Below are 15,158 nucleotides of genomic sequence, written 5' to 3'. Positions count from 1 at the left end.
TCTACTGCCAATGTCGCCCGCATGACCCCGTGTACGGTCACAGCCTGCCGGCGGCCACGGCCATCACCGCAACGGTTTGCGCTGCAACCATCGACGCGCCTTCCATCGACCGAGATCCATTCCCCATGAGCAAGCACCGCTACCTGCAACTGGATGTGTTCGGCGGCCAGGACGGCCACGGCAATCCGTTGGGCGTGGTCCTCAACGCGCAGACGTTGTCGTCGGAGCAGATGCAGCAGATGGCCGCCTGGCTGAACCTGTCGGAGACGATCTTCTTCCTGCCGGTCAGCGCGCCCGATGCGGATTACCACATCCGTATCTTCACGCCACGCGCCGAGCTGCCGTTCGCCGGCCATCCCAGCGTGGGTGCGGCGTGGGCGGCGGCAACGCACGGGCTGGTGGCGTTCAAGCCGGACGGCCGGATGCGCCAGCAATGCGCGGCCGGCGTGCTGCCCGTAGAGGTGATCGACCGGCACGGCGCCGTGCTGGTGCGGCTGCGGGCACCGCGTGCGCAAGCAGTCGAAACCGGCGATGCGCATGTTGCGGCATTGCACGAGGCCTGCGCCGGCCTGCGCATGGCCGAACGCCCGGCCACATTGTGGAACAACGGCCCCGGCTGGTGGCTGCTGGAACTGGCCGACGCGCAGGCGGTACGTCAGGCGCTGCCCGATCTGGCGGCGATCAGCCGCCTGACCCAGGACAGCGCAGCCACCGGCCTGGCCATCTACGCGCCGCAGGCCGGGAGCGATGCGGACCTGGTGGTGCGCGCCTTCTGCCCCGGCGACGGCATCCCGGAAGATCCGGTCACCGGCAGCGCCAACGCCTGCATTGCCGCGCGCCTGCACGGCGAAGGCCGCGTGCCCGGCCAGGCGTCGCGCTATGTCGCCAGCCAGGGGCGCGAAGTCGGCCGCGACGGCCGTGTGCACGTGGAGGTGGATCACGAAGGCGAAGTCTGGATCGGCGGAACGACCAGGCAAGTGATCGAAGGCCGCATCGATTGGTAAGCTGCCGCGCCCTGTTCGCTGACCCGCCACCATGACCACCCGCCGTTTCCTGCAACTGGATGTGTTCTCCGCCCGCCCCGGCAGCGGCAACCCGCTGGCGGTGGTGCTGGATGCCCAAGGCCTGGACGACGGCGCGATGCAGGCCATCGCACGCTGGACCAAGCTGCCGGAAACCACCTTTGTGTTTGCGGCGCCGGATGCGCACAGCAGCTATCGGCTGCGGATGTTTTCCCCGCAAAAGGAAGTGCCGTTTGCCGGCCACCCCAGCGTCGGCACCGCCCACGCGGTGCTGGAAGCCGGCCTGGCCGCGCCGGACGACGGCGTGCTGATCCAGGACGGCATCGCCGGCCAGCTGCCGCTGCGCGTGGAGCAGATCGCAGGCCACCGCAGCATCGCCATCCGCACCCCGCGTGCGCGCGTGGCCGAGCAGGTGGAGGCCGACGACCCGCGCCTGCGCGATGCGGTGGGCGGCTGGCCACTCGGCAGCCTGCCGCCCGCCTTGATGGACGGCGGCCGCACCTGGTGGGTGGTGGAGCTGGCCAGCGAAGCGGCGCTGCGCGGCCTGCAGCCGGACTGGGACGCGATCGCCGCGCTGGCCGAATCCACCGGCAGCATGGGTGTGTTCGCCTATGCCCGCGCCGCAGCGCCCGGCGCCTACGATCTGGCGGTGCGCGCCTTCGTCGGCAATGGTCGGCGCTTCGAAGATGCCGCCTCCGGCGCGGCCAATGCAGTGCTCGCCGCCTGGCTGGACAGCCGCCAGGCATTGCCGGGCAAGGAACGTCGCTACGTGGTCAGCCAGGGCCGCGAGATCGGCTTCGACGCCTTGCTGGAATTGCGCATCGACGCCAATGGCGATGTGTGGTCTGGCGGCCAGGTGCAGACGGTGATCCGCGGCACGCTGGATTGGGCGTGATCGCGCCTGATCCCGCAGGCTGAAGAGTGCTTACATCGAAACAAGAAACGCTGCGGTGGCCCGCAGCGTTTTCGTCATTCCATCGGCCGATGTCGATCGCCTGACCGAAGCGTGCGGCAGCGCGGCGGTCAGTCCGGGCGCACGTCCACGCGCACGCGGATGCGGTCGCCCGGGTTGTAGTCGCTACGCGTGTGATAGGTGCGGCCGGCGTATTCGTAGGTCACGTCGTAGCCATCGACACGATCGCGTTCGCGCCGGTAGGACACCGGCTCGCAGACGCTGACGTTGCCCTGATAGTTGCGATTATTGGCTTCGTAGATCGAGCGGCCCGCCGCGACGCCGGCCATGGTGCCGACCGCGGTGCCGACCAGGCGGCCATTGCCGCCACCGACCTGGCTACCAAGCACCGCACCGGCGATACCACCGATCACGCTGGCCACGCCACGGTTGGACACACCAGCCTGGCCATAGCTGCCGCCATCGCGGTAGTAGCCGTCGTTGCGGGTGTAGTAGCCATCGGCCGGGCGGTTGTAGCAGCGCTCGCTGCTGCGCTCGTTATACGAATCGGTCACGATGATCGGGTCCACGCGCACTACCCGCGCATATTCGTAGCGACCATCCTCATCGCTGCCACGTCCGTAGTAGCCGCTGTCATAGCGCTGCGCCGTTGCATTGCCTGCAACTGCCAGACCCATCACCAGAGCACCAAGCACAAGAGTTTTCATTGCGGCAGCTTCACAGGGAGGACACGCTGCCGATGCTCGGCCTGCGCCAGTGAAACCGCCCTGAACCAAACCGCCCTTGCAACGCCCTATTCAGGTCGCCGCCAGCTGCGTGCGCCGGCAGCCATCGCCGGCGCACGCAGGGAATCACGCCTGGTTGGAAAACTCGCTTTCCAGACTGATCGGCACGGCGCTCAGCGCCTTGGACACCGGGCAGTTCTTCTTCGCGGTGTCGGCCAGTTCGCGGAACTTGGCTTCGTCAATCCCCGGCACCACGGCCTTGAGCTTGAGGCGGATCTGCGACAGCTGCGGGCCGCCTTCCATCGACAGATCCACGTCTGCGCGCGTATCCAGCGAGGTCGGCGGAAAACCCGCTTCACTCAGCTGTGCCGACAGCGCCATGGTGAAGCAGCCGGCGTGCGCGGCGGCGATCAGCTCTTCCGGGTTGGTGCCCTTCTCGTCGCCGAAGCGGCTGCTGAAGGCGTAGCGGGTCTTGTCCATCAGCCCGCTTTGCGGCGTGCTGAGCTGGCCCTTGCCGGTCTTGAGGTCGCCTTCCCAGTGAGCGGTGGCGTGACGCGAAATACCCATTGCGATCTCCTGCGATGAAAGGAGCGGCCACGATAGGCGAGTGGATGTTATGGCGTGGTGGCTGGAATCGGGAATCGGGAATCGGGAATCGTAAGAGCAGGCCGCGTGCGGGTTCTGATGGCAAGGGCTTTGCGAGCGTCTGCGCGGAAACGCGCGGCCGGCGGCGACCGCGACCGCAGTGTGGGTGCGCGGTCGCGTCGCTGGGCTGGCTCAACCCAGCAGGGTTTCCAGTACGGCCATGCGCACCGCCACGCCGTTGGCGACCTGGCGCAGCACGCACGATTGCGCGCCGTCGGCGACTTCGTCGGTGATTTCCACGCCGCGGTTGATCGGGCCCGGATGCAGCACGGCGGCGTCGCGGCCGGCGCGTGCCAGGCGCTCGCGGGTCAGCCCATAGACGGCGTGGTATTGCTCCAGCGACGGCACCAGGCCTTCTTCCATGCGCTCGCGCTGCAGGCGCAGCATCATCAAGGCGTCGGCACCTTCCAGCATCGCGTCGAAGTCCTGGCCGACCACGCAACCATCCAGCATGTCGTCGTCGGGCAGCAGGCTGGCCGGACCGCAGACGCGGATCTCGCCGGCGCCCAGCGTGCGCAGTGCATGCAGGTCCGAGCGCGCAACGCGTGAGTGCTTCACGTCGCCGACAATCACCACCTTGAGCTTGGAGAAATCGGTGCCCTTGGCCTGGCGCAGGGTGAGCATGTCGAGCAGGCCCTGGGTGGGATGCGAACTGCGTCCGTCACCGGCGTTGATCAAGGCGGTGCCCTCGCCTGCGGCCGCCGCCAGCGCTTCCACCGCACCGTCGTCGGGATGGCGCACCACGAAGCCGCGTACGCCCATCGCCTCAAGATTCTTCAGCGTGTCGCGCGCGGTCTCGCCCTTGCGGGTGGACGAGGTGGAGGCATCGAAGTTGAGCACGTCCGCGCCCAGCCGCTGCGCAGCCAGATGAAACGAGCTGCGCGTGCGCGTGGACGGTTCAAAGAACAGCGTGCACACCGCGGTGCCAGCGAGCACGCTGCGCTTGCCCACGCGCCCCACCGCCGCATCGCGGATCTGGCCGGCACGATCAAGCAGCTGCAGCAGCGTGGTGCGCGGCAGTCCTTCCAGGGTGAGCAGGTGGCGCAGGCGTCCGTCCGAATCGAGTTGCATGGTGGTCATCGCAGGTCGGGAGTGTCAGGGAAGAAGAGTGGCTTGGTCGGGCGCGGCCAACCAGCGTTCGACGATCACCGCGGCCGCCATCGCGTCCAGCGCCTCGGCATCACGGCGGCGCTTGCGCCCGTCGGCGCGCGCGCGCGCGAAACGCTGCGCGGCTTCGACCGAACTGGAGCGCTCGTCGATCAGCACCACCGGCAGCGCATAGCGCTCGCGCAGTTGGCGGGCGAAGGCATGCGCGCGCTTGCGTGCGGGTTGGTCCTTGTCGTCCAGGGTCAGCGGGTCGCCGACCACCAGGCCGTCGGGGCGCCATTGCTTGTGCACGCGATCCAGCGCGACCCAGTCCGGGCCATTGGCATGCACATTGATGACGGCCACCGCACGCGCACCGGCACCGAGCGCAGTGCCGATGGCCACGCCGATGCGGCGCGATCCCACGTCGAAGCCCAGCACCGTGCCATCCGGGCGGATCGCGCCCGCCTCAGGCATGCCCGGAATAATCCGTCAGCCGGAACAGATCCACGCCGATGCGCCCGGCAGCGGTCTGCCAGCGATCTTCCAGCGCGGTGGCGAACAGCACATTGGCATCCGACGGCGCGGTCAGCCAGCTGTTCTCGCCCAGTTCGAATTCCAGTTGCCCCGCGCCCCAGCCGGCACAGCCCAGCGCCACCAGCGCATTGCGCGGGCCTTCGCCGGCCGCCATCGCTTCGAGAATGTCGCGCGAGGTGGTCAGGTAGACACCCTGCCCCACTTCCAGGCTGGAATCCCAGTCGCGCGCATCGTCGTGGATGACGAAACCGCGCTCCGGGTGCACCGGCCCGCCGCTGAGCACGATCTGCTCGCGCAGTTGTTCGTCGACGGTGTCGATGCCCATTTGCGACAGGACCTCGCCCAGCGTGTATTCGGAGGGCCGGTTGACCAGCACGCCCATGGCGCCGTTCTCGTCATGCTGGCAGATCAGCGCAACGCTGCGCGAAAAGGTGGGATCGGACAGCGCCGGAAGCGCGATCAGCAGTTGGTTGGCCAGAGGCGTGGGCAAAACAGACATGGCCGCATTCTAGCCGTTCGCTTCGTCGCGCGCAGAGCCGCTGCCATACTTGCTGCACGCGGGCGGCACCGGACTGCCGATGCTGCCGATGACAGCGGCCTCGCAGACACCACCGATGGCACCCGGCAGGCAAGGCCGGCCCGTTCAGATTGCTGGCGGCTGCGCGGCGCGGACCCCGAGACTGCGCCGCACTGCGATCGATCTGCTACGGCACCGCAGTCGATGCGTGCACCCACGCGTCGCTGTTCGGTCGCTATCGTGGCGGGCCGGACTCCCGGCCGTCGCGCCGGCCGCTGGTCCACCTACACCTGCTCCACCTATCAACAGGCATCTCATGAGCGGCTACTGCAGCATCGCCCCGGGCCATCCGGTCCACGGGCACTACCACGACCACGAATACGGCTTCCCGCAGCGCGACGAGCGCGAGCTGTTCGAGCGCCTGGTGCTGGAGATCAATCAGGCCGGGCTGAGTTGGGAAACCATCCTGCGCAAGCGCAGCAACTTCCAGCGCGCCTACGACGGCTTCGACGTGGACACGGTGGCCGCCTATGGCGAGAGCGACATTGCGCGACTGCTCGGCGATGCCGGCATCATCCGCAACCGGTTGAAGGTGCTGGCCGCCATCCACAATGCGCAGGTCATCCAGCAGTTACGCGCCTCGCACGGCAGTTTCGCGCAATGGCTGGATGCACAGCATCCGCTCGACAAAACCGCCTGGGTCAAGCTGTTCAAGAAGACCTTCCGCTTCACCGGCGGCGAGATCACCGGCGAGTTCCTTATGAGCCTGGGCTACCTGCCCGGCGCGCACCATGCCGATTGCCCGGTGTTTAAGCGCATCCAGGCGCTGTCGCCGCCGTGGCTGCAGCACGGCAAGGCCTAGCGGCTACGTCAGCGAGCAGACGCCGGCGGGGAGCTGTACTGCGCACAGTTGCGGTGGCAATGCGCATTTGCCGCTCCGGCGTGATGGGTGCCGCTGCCGATCGCAGCGGCACCAAGGGCTTCAGGTAACGCGTTGGATCAAACGCCCATATAACGATGCGGGCGGTGATTGAACATCAGCACCAGGCTCAGCATCAACGCACCCAGCGCCGAGTACAGCACCTTGTCCGGGGTGAGGACGCTGAAGGCGACCAGCATCAGCATCGCATCGAAACTCATCTGCACCTTGCCGGCGCTCCAGCCGCGTTCGCGCTGCAGGTACACCGCCAGGATGCCGATGCCTCCCAGGCTACCGCGGTGGCGGATGAAGAACAGGATGCCCAGGCCCGCCAGCGCGCCGCCGACGATCGCCGAAAACAGCGTGCTGATGTGCGCGTAATCGGCCCAGCGCGGCAGCAGGTCGGTGAGCGCACCGCAGGCGCCTACCGCGGCAAAGGTCTTCAGGGTGAATTCCCAGCCCATGCGGCGCACGCTCAGCCAATAGAACGGCAGGTTGACCAGCACGAACACCAGGCCGAAGTTCCAGTGCAGCGCGTAATGCAGCAGGAACGCCACGCCGGCCATGCCGCCGATCATCAGGCCGCCCTTGGCGAAGATCGCCAGGCCCAGCGAAGCCACCAGCGTCGCCAGCACCATGCCCTGCACGTCCTCGGCCACCGAGTGGTGAAACGCGTGATCGTCGGCCGGGGTGCCGGCCGAATCCGGTGGCGGCGTCAACGGACCGGAAGTCATCACTGTGCCGTCGTCGGGCAACGGCTGTTGCTCCGGACGGAGATCGGAATCGGGAAGGCTCACGGGCTGGGCACTGCGGTGGGGTGCGGATATTAGACACTATCGGCCCGCCTGGTTACATCTGAAACATCACCCCACGCGTGCGTTGCGACGTTGCACGGTCATCGGCCATGGCGGCGCCCGCCGCCGGCATCGCGTGCGAAACAGCTGTACGCAGGACGCTGCAGCGAAGCCGACGCAGGCCATCCCGCCTCCATGCACGCCCGGCCATCCGCCACGGCGTGCCGCGCTCCTGCAGGCGCTCAGCGAACCTCGGCGATCTCCACGCCATCCAGGCCCTGCGCCAGGGTCTTGGCGTCGCCGCCCTGCGACAGCTTGATGCGCAGGCGCACCTCGTTCTGCGAGTCGGCGTAGCGCAGCGCGTCTTCGTAGCTGATCTCACCGGCCTGGTACAGCTCGAACAGACTCTGGTCGAAGGTGCGCATGCCCAGGTTGGTGGACTCCTTCATGATCTCCTTGAGCTTGTGGATCTCGCCGTCGCGGATGTAGTCCTGCACCAGCGGTGTGCCTAGCATGATCTCCATCGCCACGCGGCGGCCGCGGCCATCCGGGGTCGGAATCAACTGCTGCGCGACCACGCCCTTGAGATTGAGCGACAGGTCCATCAGCAACTGGTTGCGGCGGTCTTCCGGGAAGAAGTTGATGATACGGTCCATCGCCTGGTTGGCGTTGTTGGCGTGCAGGGTGCACAGCACCAGATGGCCGGTTTCGGCGAAGGCCACGGCATGATCCATGCCTTCGCGGGTGCGCACCTCGCCAATCATGATCACGTCCGGCGCCTGGCGCAGGGTGTTTTTCAGCGCGTTTTCCCAGCTGTCAGTATCGATGCCGACTTCGCGCTGGGTGATGATGCAGCCCTCGTGCTTGTGCACGAATTCGATCGGGTCTTCGATGGTGATGATGTGCCCGGTGGAATTCTGGTTGCGGTAACCGATCATCGCCGCCAGCGAGGTGGACTTGCCGGTGCCGGTGGCGCCGACGAAGATGATGATGCCGCGCTTGGTCATCGCCAGCGTCTTGATCACCGGTGGCAGGCTCAACTCTTCCACCGTGGGGATGCGCGTTTCGATCCGGCGCAGCACCATGCCGACCTGGTTGCGCTGGTAGAAGCAGCTCACGCGAAAGCGCCCGACCCCGGACACGCCGATGGCGAAATTGCACTCGTGGGTCTTTTCGAATTCTTCGCGCTGCGACGGCGTCATCACGTTCAACACCAGATCGCGGCTCTGTTGCGCGGTCAGCGGGGTCTGGGTGATCGGACTGATCTTGCCGTGCACCTTGATCGCCGGCGGCATCCCCGAGGTGATGAACAGATCCGACGCCTTCTGGTGCGCCATCAGCTTGAGGAAGGAGGTGAAGTCGATGGTGCTCATGGCGTGCTCCTCGGGAGCAGGGATTCGGGATGGGAGATTCGGGATTCGCAAGAGCGGGGTCCGGTCAGGGAGCCGCCGTTGCGAACCCCCAATCCCGAATCCCGAATCCCGGCTACTCGAATATCCGCTTGTCCTTGGCGTACTCGCGTGCCTGGTTGCGCGTGATCAGGCTGCGCTTGACCAGGTCCTGCAGATGCTGGTCCAGCGTCTGCATGCCGTATTGCTGGCCGGTCTGGATCGAGGAATACATCTGCGCCACCTTGTCCTCGCGGATCAGGTTGCGGATGGCCGGGGTGCCGACCATGATTTCCCAGGCCGCGGTGCGTCCGCCGCCGACCTTCTTCAGCAGCGCCTGCGAAATCACCGCGCGCAGCGACTCGGACAGCATCGAGCGCACCATCGGCTTTTCGCCGGCCGGAAACACGTCGATGATGCGGTCGATGGTCTTGGCCGCCGAGCTGGTGTGCAGGGTGCCGAACACCAGGTGGCCGGTTTCGGCGGCGGTCAGCGCCAGGCGGATGGTTTCCAGATCGCGTAATTCGCCGACCAGGATGATGTCTGGATCTTCGCGCAGCGCCGAACGCAGCGCTTCGTTGAAGCCGTGCGTATCGCGGTGCACTTCGCGCTGGTTGATCAGGCACTTCTGCGAGGTATGCACGAATTCGATCGGATCCTCGACCGTGAGGATGTGGCCGTATTCGTTCTTGTTGATGTAGTCGATCATGCCGGCGAGCGTGGTCGACTTGCCCGAACCGGTCGGGCCGGTGACCAGGATCAAACCCTGCGGCTGGTCGATCAACTGGCGGAAGATCGGCGGGCAGCCCAGGTCCTCCAGCGTCAGCACTTCGGACGGAATGGTGCGGAACACCGCACCGGCGCCGCGGTTCTGGTTGAACGCATTGACGCGGAAGCGCGCCAGCGACGGAATCTCGAACGAGAAGTCGACCTCGAGGAATTCCTCGTAATCGCGACGCTGCTTGTCCGACATGATGTCGTAGACCAGCGCGTGCACCTGCTTGTGGTCCAGGGCCGGAATATTGATGCGACGGACATCGCCATCGACACGGATCATCGGCGGCAAGCCGGCCGACAGATGCAGGTCCGATGCCTTGTTTTTGACGGAAAACGCCAATAGTTCAGCGATATCCATGCGCTGCTTTTCCCCTAGGCTGCGATTGGAAGGTACTCCCCGAGCGGCAGTATAGCGTTCTGGCTGCTGGCGGGAAGCGGCGCGCGGCCGGTTCAGGCCGGCGCCGTCGGGCGCGCCTGAAGGCGTTGGTTTGGGCACGCGGTGCGGGCACGGTCCTTGCCTGGGCCAGCGCCGCGCCGATCGCCAGCTCGCCCCGCCTGTGGGCAGGCTCGGCGCGGGCTGGCGCCACTGCAGCGTCATCGCCGGCCCGATCCGACGCGCCGGCTGGAAGGACGCAGCCGGGGGCGGCACTATAGCGTTCCTTTCCCGACTGGATTGCAACGTGCCGGCTTCGTCGCTGCAGCAGATTCTCGATGCCATCCACGCCGCCGCGGCTCGGCACGCGCGCGCCGATGTGCGCCTGCTGGCGGTGTCCAAGACCCGGCCGGCAGATGCGGTTGCCGCGTTGGCGGCGCAGGGCCAGCGCGCATTCGGCGAAAACTACGTGCAGGAAGCGCAAAGCAAGATTGCTCAACTGCAGACGCTCGGCCTGGAGTGGCACCTGATCGGCCACCTGCAATCCAACAAGGCCGAACTGGCCAGCCAGTGGTTCGACTGGGTGCAGACCGTGGACCGCGCCAAGCTGATCGCGCCGCTGGCCAACCACCGCCCGGCCGGTCGCGCACCCTTGAATGTGCTGATCCAGGTCAACATCGACGACGAGGACAGCAAGCACGGTTGCGCGCCGGAGGCGGTCGACGGCCTGGCCGCGGCCATCGCGCTGCAGCCGCGGCTGCAACTGCGCGGCCTGATGGCGATTCCCGCGCCATTCCCCGAGCAGGCGCGCCGCATGGCAGCGTTTACCCGCATGCAGGCACTGTTCGAAGAACTCAAGCACCGCTACCCGCAGGTGGATACCTTGTCGATGGGCATGAGCTCGGATTTTGCCGAAGCGATCGCGGCCGGCGCGACCATGGTGCGGGTCGGGACTGCGTTGTTCGGCGAACGCGGCTCGTCGGCTGCTGCAGCATCCTGACCGTCCGTCCCGATCGGCCTCGCGTAGCGCATCGCCGTTTCCTCTTACTTAAGGTGTCGCAATGACTCTGCCTTCCTCGCCCGCGCCTTCCGCTGCAATCACCGCATTCGTCGGCGGCGGCAACATGGCGCGCAGCCTGATTGCCGGGCTGATCCGCCAAGGCGTGCCCGCGGCCAGCATCCGCGTCGCCGAGCCGGTGGCCGAACTGCGCGATGCGCTGTCGCGCGACTTCGGCGTGCATGCGGTGGAGCAGGCGCGCAGCGCCGTGGACGGCGCAGCCATCTGGGTGCTGGCGGTCAAGCCGCAGGTGCTGCCAGCGGTATGCGCGCAGCTGGCCGATCTTGCGCAGGCGCAGCAGCCGCTGCTGCTGTCCATCGCCGCCGGCATCACCGCTCCGCAGCTGGAGCGCTGGTCCGGCGGCGAGCTTGCGGTGGTGCGCGCAATGCCCAACACACCCGCCCTGCTCGGTGCCGGCGTCACCGGCTTGTATGCCAATCCACGCGTCTCCGACGCGCAACGCGCGCAGGCAACCGGCCTGCTGGAGAGCGCCGGCGTCACCGTCTGGATCGACGACGAGGCGCAGATGGATGCGGTGACCGCGGTCTCCGGCAGCGGGCCAGCCTATGTGTTTCTGCTGGCCGAAGCGATGGAAGCCGCCGCGCAGGCGCAAGGCCTGCCAGCCGACACCGCACGCACGCTGGTGCTGCAGACCCTGCTCGGTGCCTCGCGCATGCTGACCGAATCGGGCGAAGCACCGGAGCTGCTCCGCCGCCGGGTGACCTCGCCCAACGGCACCACGCAGGCGGCAATCGAGACATTTCAGGCCGGCCAGTTCGAAGCGCTCACCGCCAAGGCGATTGCCGCAGCGACCGAGCGCGGCCGTAGCCTGTCGGCGGCCAATGATTAGTCGACCGGTGACGGGACATCGTCCAAAGCAGGAATGTCTTGCAGCGGCCGGCCGTGCCGCGCGCGGGAGTGCCACGGCGACCGTGCAGTGGAACCGTCACGACACGTCGCGCATCGGCGCCTGCCAGGTGCAGGAAAAAACCCGGCGCACGTGACTGGCGCAGATGGCAGCAACAGCGCGAACGCAGCGGGTCGACGGATCAAAACAAGGCCTCAGGAACACGCACCAACAGCCGGCGACGCCAGACGTCTCCTGCAAGGCGTAGCCACGCAGCAACGCTGATCGCGGCAGCGAACGCCACCGCCAGCTGCACGCCGTAGCCACTCCTCAGCGGCGAGCTCGATGCAAAACGCACACACGGCTTCGCGCAAACGATCTGCTGCTATGCGTCAGACACCGCATCGCCCTGCGCCTCGTAGCCGTGTGGACAGCGCTTTCGCGGAGGTTTTCTGCCGCCGGTGAACGAATCCCCGTCAAAAGACGCTTTTTTTCGGTTGTTTCATCGTTTCCCTATTGGCGGCGCGCAGCAGTTGCCCTACATTTCGCGTTGCCGACTGGGTCGGCAGACCCAACACCACCAACGATCACGGAACACATAACTCATGGCAAAAACCGCCGCTAAGAAGGCTGCCCCCAAGAAGGCAGTGAAAAAGGTCGCCGCGACCAAGACCGCAAAGCCGGCCAAGGCCGCTGCTGCCAAGTCCGCTGCGCCGAAGCCGATCAAGGAAGCGCTGAGCAAGACCGGCCTGGTCGCGCACATTGCCGAATCCACCCAGCTGGCTCCGAAGGACGTCCGCGCTGTTCTGGCGACGCTGGAATCGGCCGCTCATTCGTCGCTGAGCAAGAAGGGCGCCGGCTCGTTCACCCTGCCGGGCATGCTGAAGCTGACCAGCGTCCATGTGCCGGCCAAGCCGAAGCGCAAGGGCATCAACCCGTTCACCAAGGAAGAGCAGACCTTTGCAGCGAAGCCGGCCAGCTTCAAGGTCAAGGCTCGCCTGCTGAAGAAGTTGAAGGACGCCGCGCTCTAATCGAGCACGCCTGCGTTGTCACGAAGGCGGCCTGCGGGCCGTCTTTTTTGTGCGCGCGCGTGACCGCCCGCATCACTCCCCACATGCCGCTCATCGCCGCTTGCCTACCCTGTACGCTGATTTGCAACGCAGCAGGTGCATGTGACCGATCCGTCGTCTCCTCGCCCACCCACACCGCCGTCATCGGCAACCCGCAGCCCCGCGCGCCGCCTGCGCCGGCTGCTGGTGTCGATTGCGCTGCTGTGCGCCCTGGGTGTGGCCGCGCGTTGGGCATGGCAGTTGCCGGTCGCCGAACAACTGCGTACCAGTTGGGAGCTGTCGCGCATGCCGCCACCCGTGCAGTTGTCGGTTCCGGTCGAAGGCGTGCAGGCGCGCCGAATCGCCGATACCTTCGGCGCACCGCGCGGTCGCGACCGACGCCATGCCGGCGTGGATATCTTCGCGCCGCGCGGCACGCCGGTGCTGTCCGCAACACGCGGGGTGGTCAGCGCCATCCGCGATCAAGGCCTGGGCGGCAAGCAGGTCTGGGTGCTCGGGCCGGCGATGGAGCGCCATTACTACGCGCACCTGGACGATTGGGCCGCCGGGTTGGCCGTTGGCGATGTCGTCGAGCCCGGCACAGCGCTCGGCATGGTCGGCACCACCGGCAACGCGCGCGGCACGCCGCCACATCTGCACTATGGTGTCTATGGGCGCAACGGTGCGTACGATCCACTGCCGCTGCTGCGCAAACCCGTGCCACAGCCGGCACAGTGAGCATGCTGGAACACTGCGTCATGGCCTGAGCTATCGAGGCCGTTGCTGGCTACGCCTATGGTGGAGTCAGCCCAAGGAACGACGCCCTCTCCATGTCCCGAAAACGCTATCGCATTACGGTCACGCCCATCGAGAGCGATGGCCGCCCCTGCAGCGATCGCTGCACCATCGAATTCGAACAGCGCTCGCGGGCCGACTGGATGCGGCTGCTCGAGGAGCTGCACCTGCGACGCGATCTGAGCAGCGACGAATGCGCGGCGCTGACGGTCGGCTCGCAGCTGCTGGAAGACCTGGCCGCCCGCCCGCGCGCGCAGCCAAGCGATGCACTGGAGGCCTTGCGGCCAAAACTGCAGTTGCTGCTGGAACGCCTGCAACGCGTGCAACCGGCCGCCGGCACCTGAGACCGGCGTCGCGGCGACCGCTACACTGCGCGCATCGGGGACGGGAGATGCGCCATGCGTGGGTTGGGGATCGTCATGCTGGCAACGGCAATCGCCGGTTGCAGTTGCCATCGCAGCGCTGACAAAGAAACGGGCAACGCGGCAGCGTCCTCGCACGTTGACGCGGCGACGCAAACGCCGACTACCGCCACCACAGACAACACGCCCGCACGACCCGCAAGCGATGCCACCCCTGACGATGCGGTTGCGCGCGCCAACTTCGCCAAAGCAAGCGCGACCGTGCAGCGATACCTGGGCGCGTTGCCAGGTGCGGCACGTGGCGATGCCGATGCACTGTGGAGCGGCGGTCGTCCTGCCCCGGTGCCGGACGATGCGGCGCTGCGCGGTATCGGCAATATCCAGTCGATGCGTATCAATAACGACGCGCCCATCGCACTGGATCAGGAACAGCCCCCGCGCCGGATCGAAGTGCCTGTGCAATTGATCGTGCGCACCGACACCGGCACTCAACGCCTGGTCGGCGCCTACCGGCTGCAGCCGCGCAGCGGCAGCGACGACTGGGAGATCTACTCGGCCACCCTGCACCCGGTATTGCGCTAACCCACGGTTCACCGGCACCGACTAAGGTGATCGCACCTGTTGCCGGAGTCACCCGATGAAACTGCGTTCGCTTGCCGGATCCATGCTTGCCCTCGCTCTGGCGCTACCCACGACCAGCGCGTGGGCGACCCCGCAGATCCAGGGACACCAGATCAGCGTACAGGGCAGCGACCTGCAGCAATTCCTGGGTGGCCGCTTCCCGCAGACGCACGATGCACTGGGCGGCCTGGTCGAGATGACGGTCAGCAATCCGGCACTATCGCTGCCGCCGGGCGACCGGCTCAAGATGGCCTTCGACCTGGCGCTCGCCACTGCCGGCGGCGCGCCTGCACCGGTCGGCAATGTGACCTTGACCAGCGCACTGCGCTACGACACGGCCAAGCAGGGCTTTTATCTCGATCAGCCCACCATCGATGATTTCCGGCCGGCCAACGCTGGTGCAAAACTCGACCACAGCACCCGCCAGCTGCTCAATGCCTGGCTGGCCGATTACGCGCGCAAGGAGCCGATCTATCGCATCGATCCGGCCATCGCGGCGGTGATGGGCAATGTGCAGGTGGAGTCGGTCGGCATCCAGAACGGCCGCGTCGCGGTGAATTTCAACCAGAACATCGAGCAGCTGGTGCCGGCCGCTGCACTGTCCGGGAAATAGGCTGACGCGCCAGTTGCGACGCATGGCTTGAAACACGCCGTCATGCCGTCGCGCCGATCTGCGCAAGCGGCCCTCGGATCAAGACAAAGGCCCGGCATCACCACGCCGGGCCTTTGTT

General features: G+C 66.8%; 18 protein-coding genes. 10 read left to right on the top strand and 8 right to left on the bottom strand.

The genetic code is table 11. The annotated features are described in order from the left end of the window. The first annotated feature begins 125 nt into the window (after positions 1-125). Positions 126-1,004 (top strand): PhzF family phenazine biosynthesis protein, encoded by an 879-nt coding sequence (locus AC1KVE_RS01780; RefSeq protein WP_481091990.1) that lies wholly within the window; start codon positions 126-128, stop codon positions 1,002-1,004. 31 nt (positions 1,005-1,035) lie between these two features. After that, the gene (locus AC1KVE_RS01775) at positions 1,036-1,917 is read left to right on the top strand and encodes a PhzF family phenazine biosynthesis protein (RefSeq protein WP_154832375.1); all 882 of its coding nucleotides are present in this window, start codon (positions 1,036-1,038) and stop codon (positions 1,915-1,917) included. A 128-nt stretch (positions 1,918-2,045) separates the two neighbouring features. Here the strand turns inward: AC1KVE_RS01775 and AC1KVE_RS01770 are convergent, their stop codons facing one another. The 5 genes from AC1KVE_RS01770 to AC1KVE_RS01750 all read right to left on the bottom strand — a co-directional run bounded on the left by AC1KVE_RS01770 (position 2,046) and on the right by AC1KVE_RS01750 (position 5,427). Continuing rightward, positions 2,046-2,642, bottom strand: coding sequence for a glycine zipper 2TM domain-containing protein (locus tag AC1KVE_RS01770; protein WP_024939386.1), 597 nt, complete (start codon positions 2,640-2,642; stop codon positions 2,046-2,048). A gap of 144 nt (positions 2,643-2,786) precedes the next feature. Beyond that, positions 2,787-3,227, bottom strand: coding sequence for an OsmC family protein (locus AC1KVE_RS01765; RefSeq protein WP_016902361.1), 441 nt, complete (start codon positions 3,225-3,227; stop codon positions 2,787-2,789). A 210-nt stretch (positions 3,228-3,437) separates the two neighbouring features. Beyond that, positions 3,438-4,385, bottom strand: coding sequence for an aspartate carbamoyltransferase catalytic subunit (locus AC1KVE_RS01760; protein ID WP_016902360.1), 948 nt, complete (start codon positions 4,383-4,385; stop codon positions 3,438-3,440). A gap of 15 nt (positions 4,386-4,400) precedes the next feature. Beyond that, complete coding sequence (gene ruvX, locus AC1KVE_RS01755) at positions 4,401-4,868, bottom strand: Holliday junction resolvase RuvX (RefSeq protein WP_481091991.1); 468 nt, start codon at positions 4,866-4,868, stop codon at positions 4,401-4,403. Next, complete coding sequence (locus AC1KVE_RS01750; protein WP_104568189.1) at positions 4,861-5,427, bottom strand: YqgE/AlgH family protein; 567 nt, start codon at positions 5,425-5,427, stop codon at positions 4,861-4,863. Before AC1KVE_RS01750 ends, ruvX begins: the two co-directional genes overlap by 8 nt. Before the next feature lie 334 nt (positions 5,428-5,761). On the opposite strand from AC1KVE_RS01750, the gene AC1KVE_RS01745 reads away from it, so the two are divergent. Then, entirely contained in the window at positions 5,762-6,307 is a 546-nt protein-coding gene (locus tag AC1KVE_RS01745; protein ID WP_184456920.1) for a DNA-3-methyladenine glycosylase I, read from the top strand. 137 nt (positions 6,308-6,444) lie between these two features. Here AC1KVE_RS01745 and AC1KVE_RS01740 read toward each other — a convergent pair whose 3' ends face one another. The 3 genes from AC1KVE_RS01740 to AC1KVE_RS01730 all read right to left on the bottom strand — a co-directional run bounded on the left by AC1KVE_RS01740 (position 6,445) and on the right by AC1KVE_RS01730 (position 9,681). After that, positions 6,445-7,119: a YitT family protein gene (locus tag AC1KVE_RS01740; protein ID WP_024940756.1), complete on the bottom strand. Its 675-nt coding sequence runs from the start codon at positions 7,117-7,119 to the stop codon at positions 6,445-6,447. Positions 7,120-7,400: 281 nt separating this feature from the next. Next, positions 7,401-8,531 (bottom strand): PilT/PilU family type 4a pilus ATPase, encoded by a 1,131-nt coding sequence (locus tag AC1KVE_RS01735; protein ID WP_016902355.1) that lies wholly within the window; start codon positions 8,529-8,531, stop codon positions 7,401-7,403. Positions 8,532-8,643: 112 nt separating this feature from the next. Next, positions 8,644-9,681: a type IV pilus twitching motility protein PilT gene (locus tag AC1KVE_RS01730; protein ID WP_003489919.1), complete on the bottom strand. Its 1,038-nt coding sequence runs from the start codon at positions 9,679-9,681 to the stop codon at positions 8,644-8,646. A 322-nt stretch (positions 9,682-10,003) separates the two neighbouring features. On the opposite strand from AC1KVE_RS01730, the gene AC1KVE_RS01725 reads away from it, so the two are divergent. The 7 genes from AC1KVE_RS01725 (at position 10,004) to AC1KVE_RS01695 (ending at position 15,040) form a co-directional block, all read left to right on the top strand. Beyond that, positions 10,004-10,696 carry a YggS family pyridoxal phosphate-dependent enzyme gene (locus AC1KVE_RS01725; protein ID WP_184433983.1) on the top strand — a complete coding sequence of 231 codons (693 nt, stop codon included), beginning with the start codon at positions 10,004-10,006 and terminating at the stop codon, positions 10,694-10,696. A 61-nt stretch (positions 10,697-10,757) separates the two neighbouring features. After that, positions 10,758-11,603 (top strand): pyrroline-5-carboxylate reductase, encoded by an 846-nt coding sequence (gene proC / locus AC1KVE_RS01720; RefSeq protein WP_039519851.1) that lies wholly within the window; start codon positions 10,758-10,760, stop codon positions 11,601-11,603. Positions 11,604-12,205: 602 nt separating this feature from the next. Continuing rightward, entirely contained in the window at positions 12,206-12,631 is a 426-nt protein-coding gene (locus AC1KVE_RS01715; protein WP_026064288.1) for an HU family DNA-binding protein, read from the top strand. A 135-nt stretch (positions 12,632-12,766) separates the two neighbouring features. Then, complete coding sequence (locus tag AC1KVE_RS01710) at positions 12,767-13,387, top strand: M23 family metallopeptidase (protein WP_167709251.1); 621 nt, start codon at positions 12,767-12,769, stop codon at positions 13,385-13,387. 92 nt (positions 13,388-13,479) lie between these two features. Further along, positions 13,480-13,788: a DUF3861 family protein gene (locus AC1KVE_RS01705; protein ID WP_024940752.1), complete on the top strand. Its 309-nt coding sequence runs from the start codon at positions 13,480-13,482 to the stop codon at positions 13,786-13,788. Positions 13,789-14,067: 279 nt separating this feature from the next. Further along, positions 14,068-14,388, top strand: coding sequence for a hypothetical protein (locus AC1KVE_RS01700; protein ID WP_080639692.1), 321 nt, complete (start codon positions 14,068-14,070; stop codon positions 14,386-14,388). Between the two features lie 55 nt (positions 14,389-14,443). Continuing rightward, entirely contained in the window at positions 14,444-15,040 is a 597-nt protein-coding gene (locus AC1KVE_RS01695; RefSeq protein WP_016902348.1) for a YceB family lipoprotein, read from the top strand. Positions 15,041-15,158: the final 118 nt, after the last annotated feature.

This window comes from Xanthomonas sp. NCPPB 2864, from assembly GCF_056675615.1.
The sequence above is the reverse complement of the archived record's forward strand: the minus strand, read 5'-3'. Positions and strand labels throughout refer to the sequence as shown.

Coding starts and splice junctions, on each gene's coding strand:
- AC1KVE_RS01750 (WP_104568189.1), bottom strand. CDS start 5,427: ATGTCTGTTTTGCCCACGCCTCTGGCCAACCAACTGCTGATCGCGCTT.
- AC1KVE_RS01695 (WP_016902348.1), top strand. CDS start 14,444: ATGAAACTGCGTTCGCTTGCCGGATCCATGCTTGCCCTCGCTCTGGCG.
- proC (WP_039519851.1), top strand. CDS start 10,758: ATGACTCTGCCTTCCTCGCCCGCGCCTTCCGCTGCAATCACCGCATTC.
- AC1KVE_RS01765 (WP_016902361.1), bottom strand. CDS start 3,227: ATGGGTATTTCGCGTCACGCCACCGCTCACTGGGAAGGCGACCTCAAG.
- AC1KVE_RS01745 (WP_184456920.1), top strand. CDS start 5,762: ATGAGCGGCTACTGCAGCATCGCCCCGGGCCATCCGGTCCACGGGCAC.
- AC1KVE_RS01715 (WP_026064288.1), top strand. CDS start 12,206: ATGGCAAAAACCGCCGCTAAGAAGGCTGCCCCCAAGAAGGCAGTGAAA.
- AC1KVE_RS01730 (WP_003489919.1), bottom strand. CDS start 9,681: ATGGATATCGCTGAACTATTGGCGTTTTCCGTCAAAAACAAGGCATCG.
- ruvX (WP_481091991.1), bottom strand. CDS start 4,868: ATGCCTGAGGCGGGCGCGATCCGCCCGGATGGCACGGTGCTGGGCTTC.
- AC1KVE_RS01770 (WP_024939386.1), bottom strand. CDS start 2,642: ATGAAAACTCTTGTGCTTGGTGCTCTGGTGATGGGTCTGGCAGTTGCA.
- AC1KVE_RS01760 (WP_016902360.1), bottom strand. CDS start 4,385: ATGACCACCATGCAACTCGATTCGGACGGACGCCTGCGCCACCTGCTC.
- AC1KVE_RS01780 (WP_481091990.1), top strand. CDS start 126: ATGAGCAAGCACCGCTACCTGCAACTGGATGTGTTCGGCGGCCAGGAC.
- AC1KVE_RS01705 (WP_024940752.1), top strand. CDS start 13,480: ATGTCCCGAAAACGCTATCGCATTACGGTCACGCCCATCGAGAGCGAT.
- AC1KVE_RS01775 (WP_154832375.1), top strand. CDS start 1,036: ATGACCACCCGCCGTTTCCTGCAACTGGATGTGTTCTCCGCCCGCCCC.
- AC1KVE_RS01735 (WP_016902355.1), bottom strand. CDS start 8,531: ATGAGCACCATCGACTTCACCTCCTTCCTCAAGCTGATGGCGCACCAG.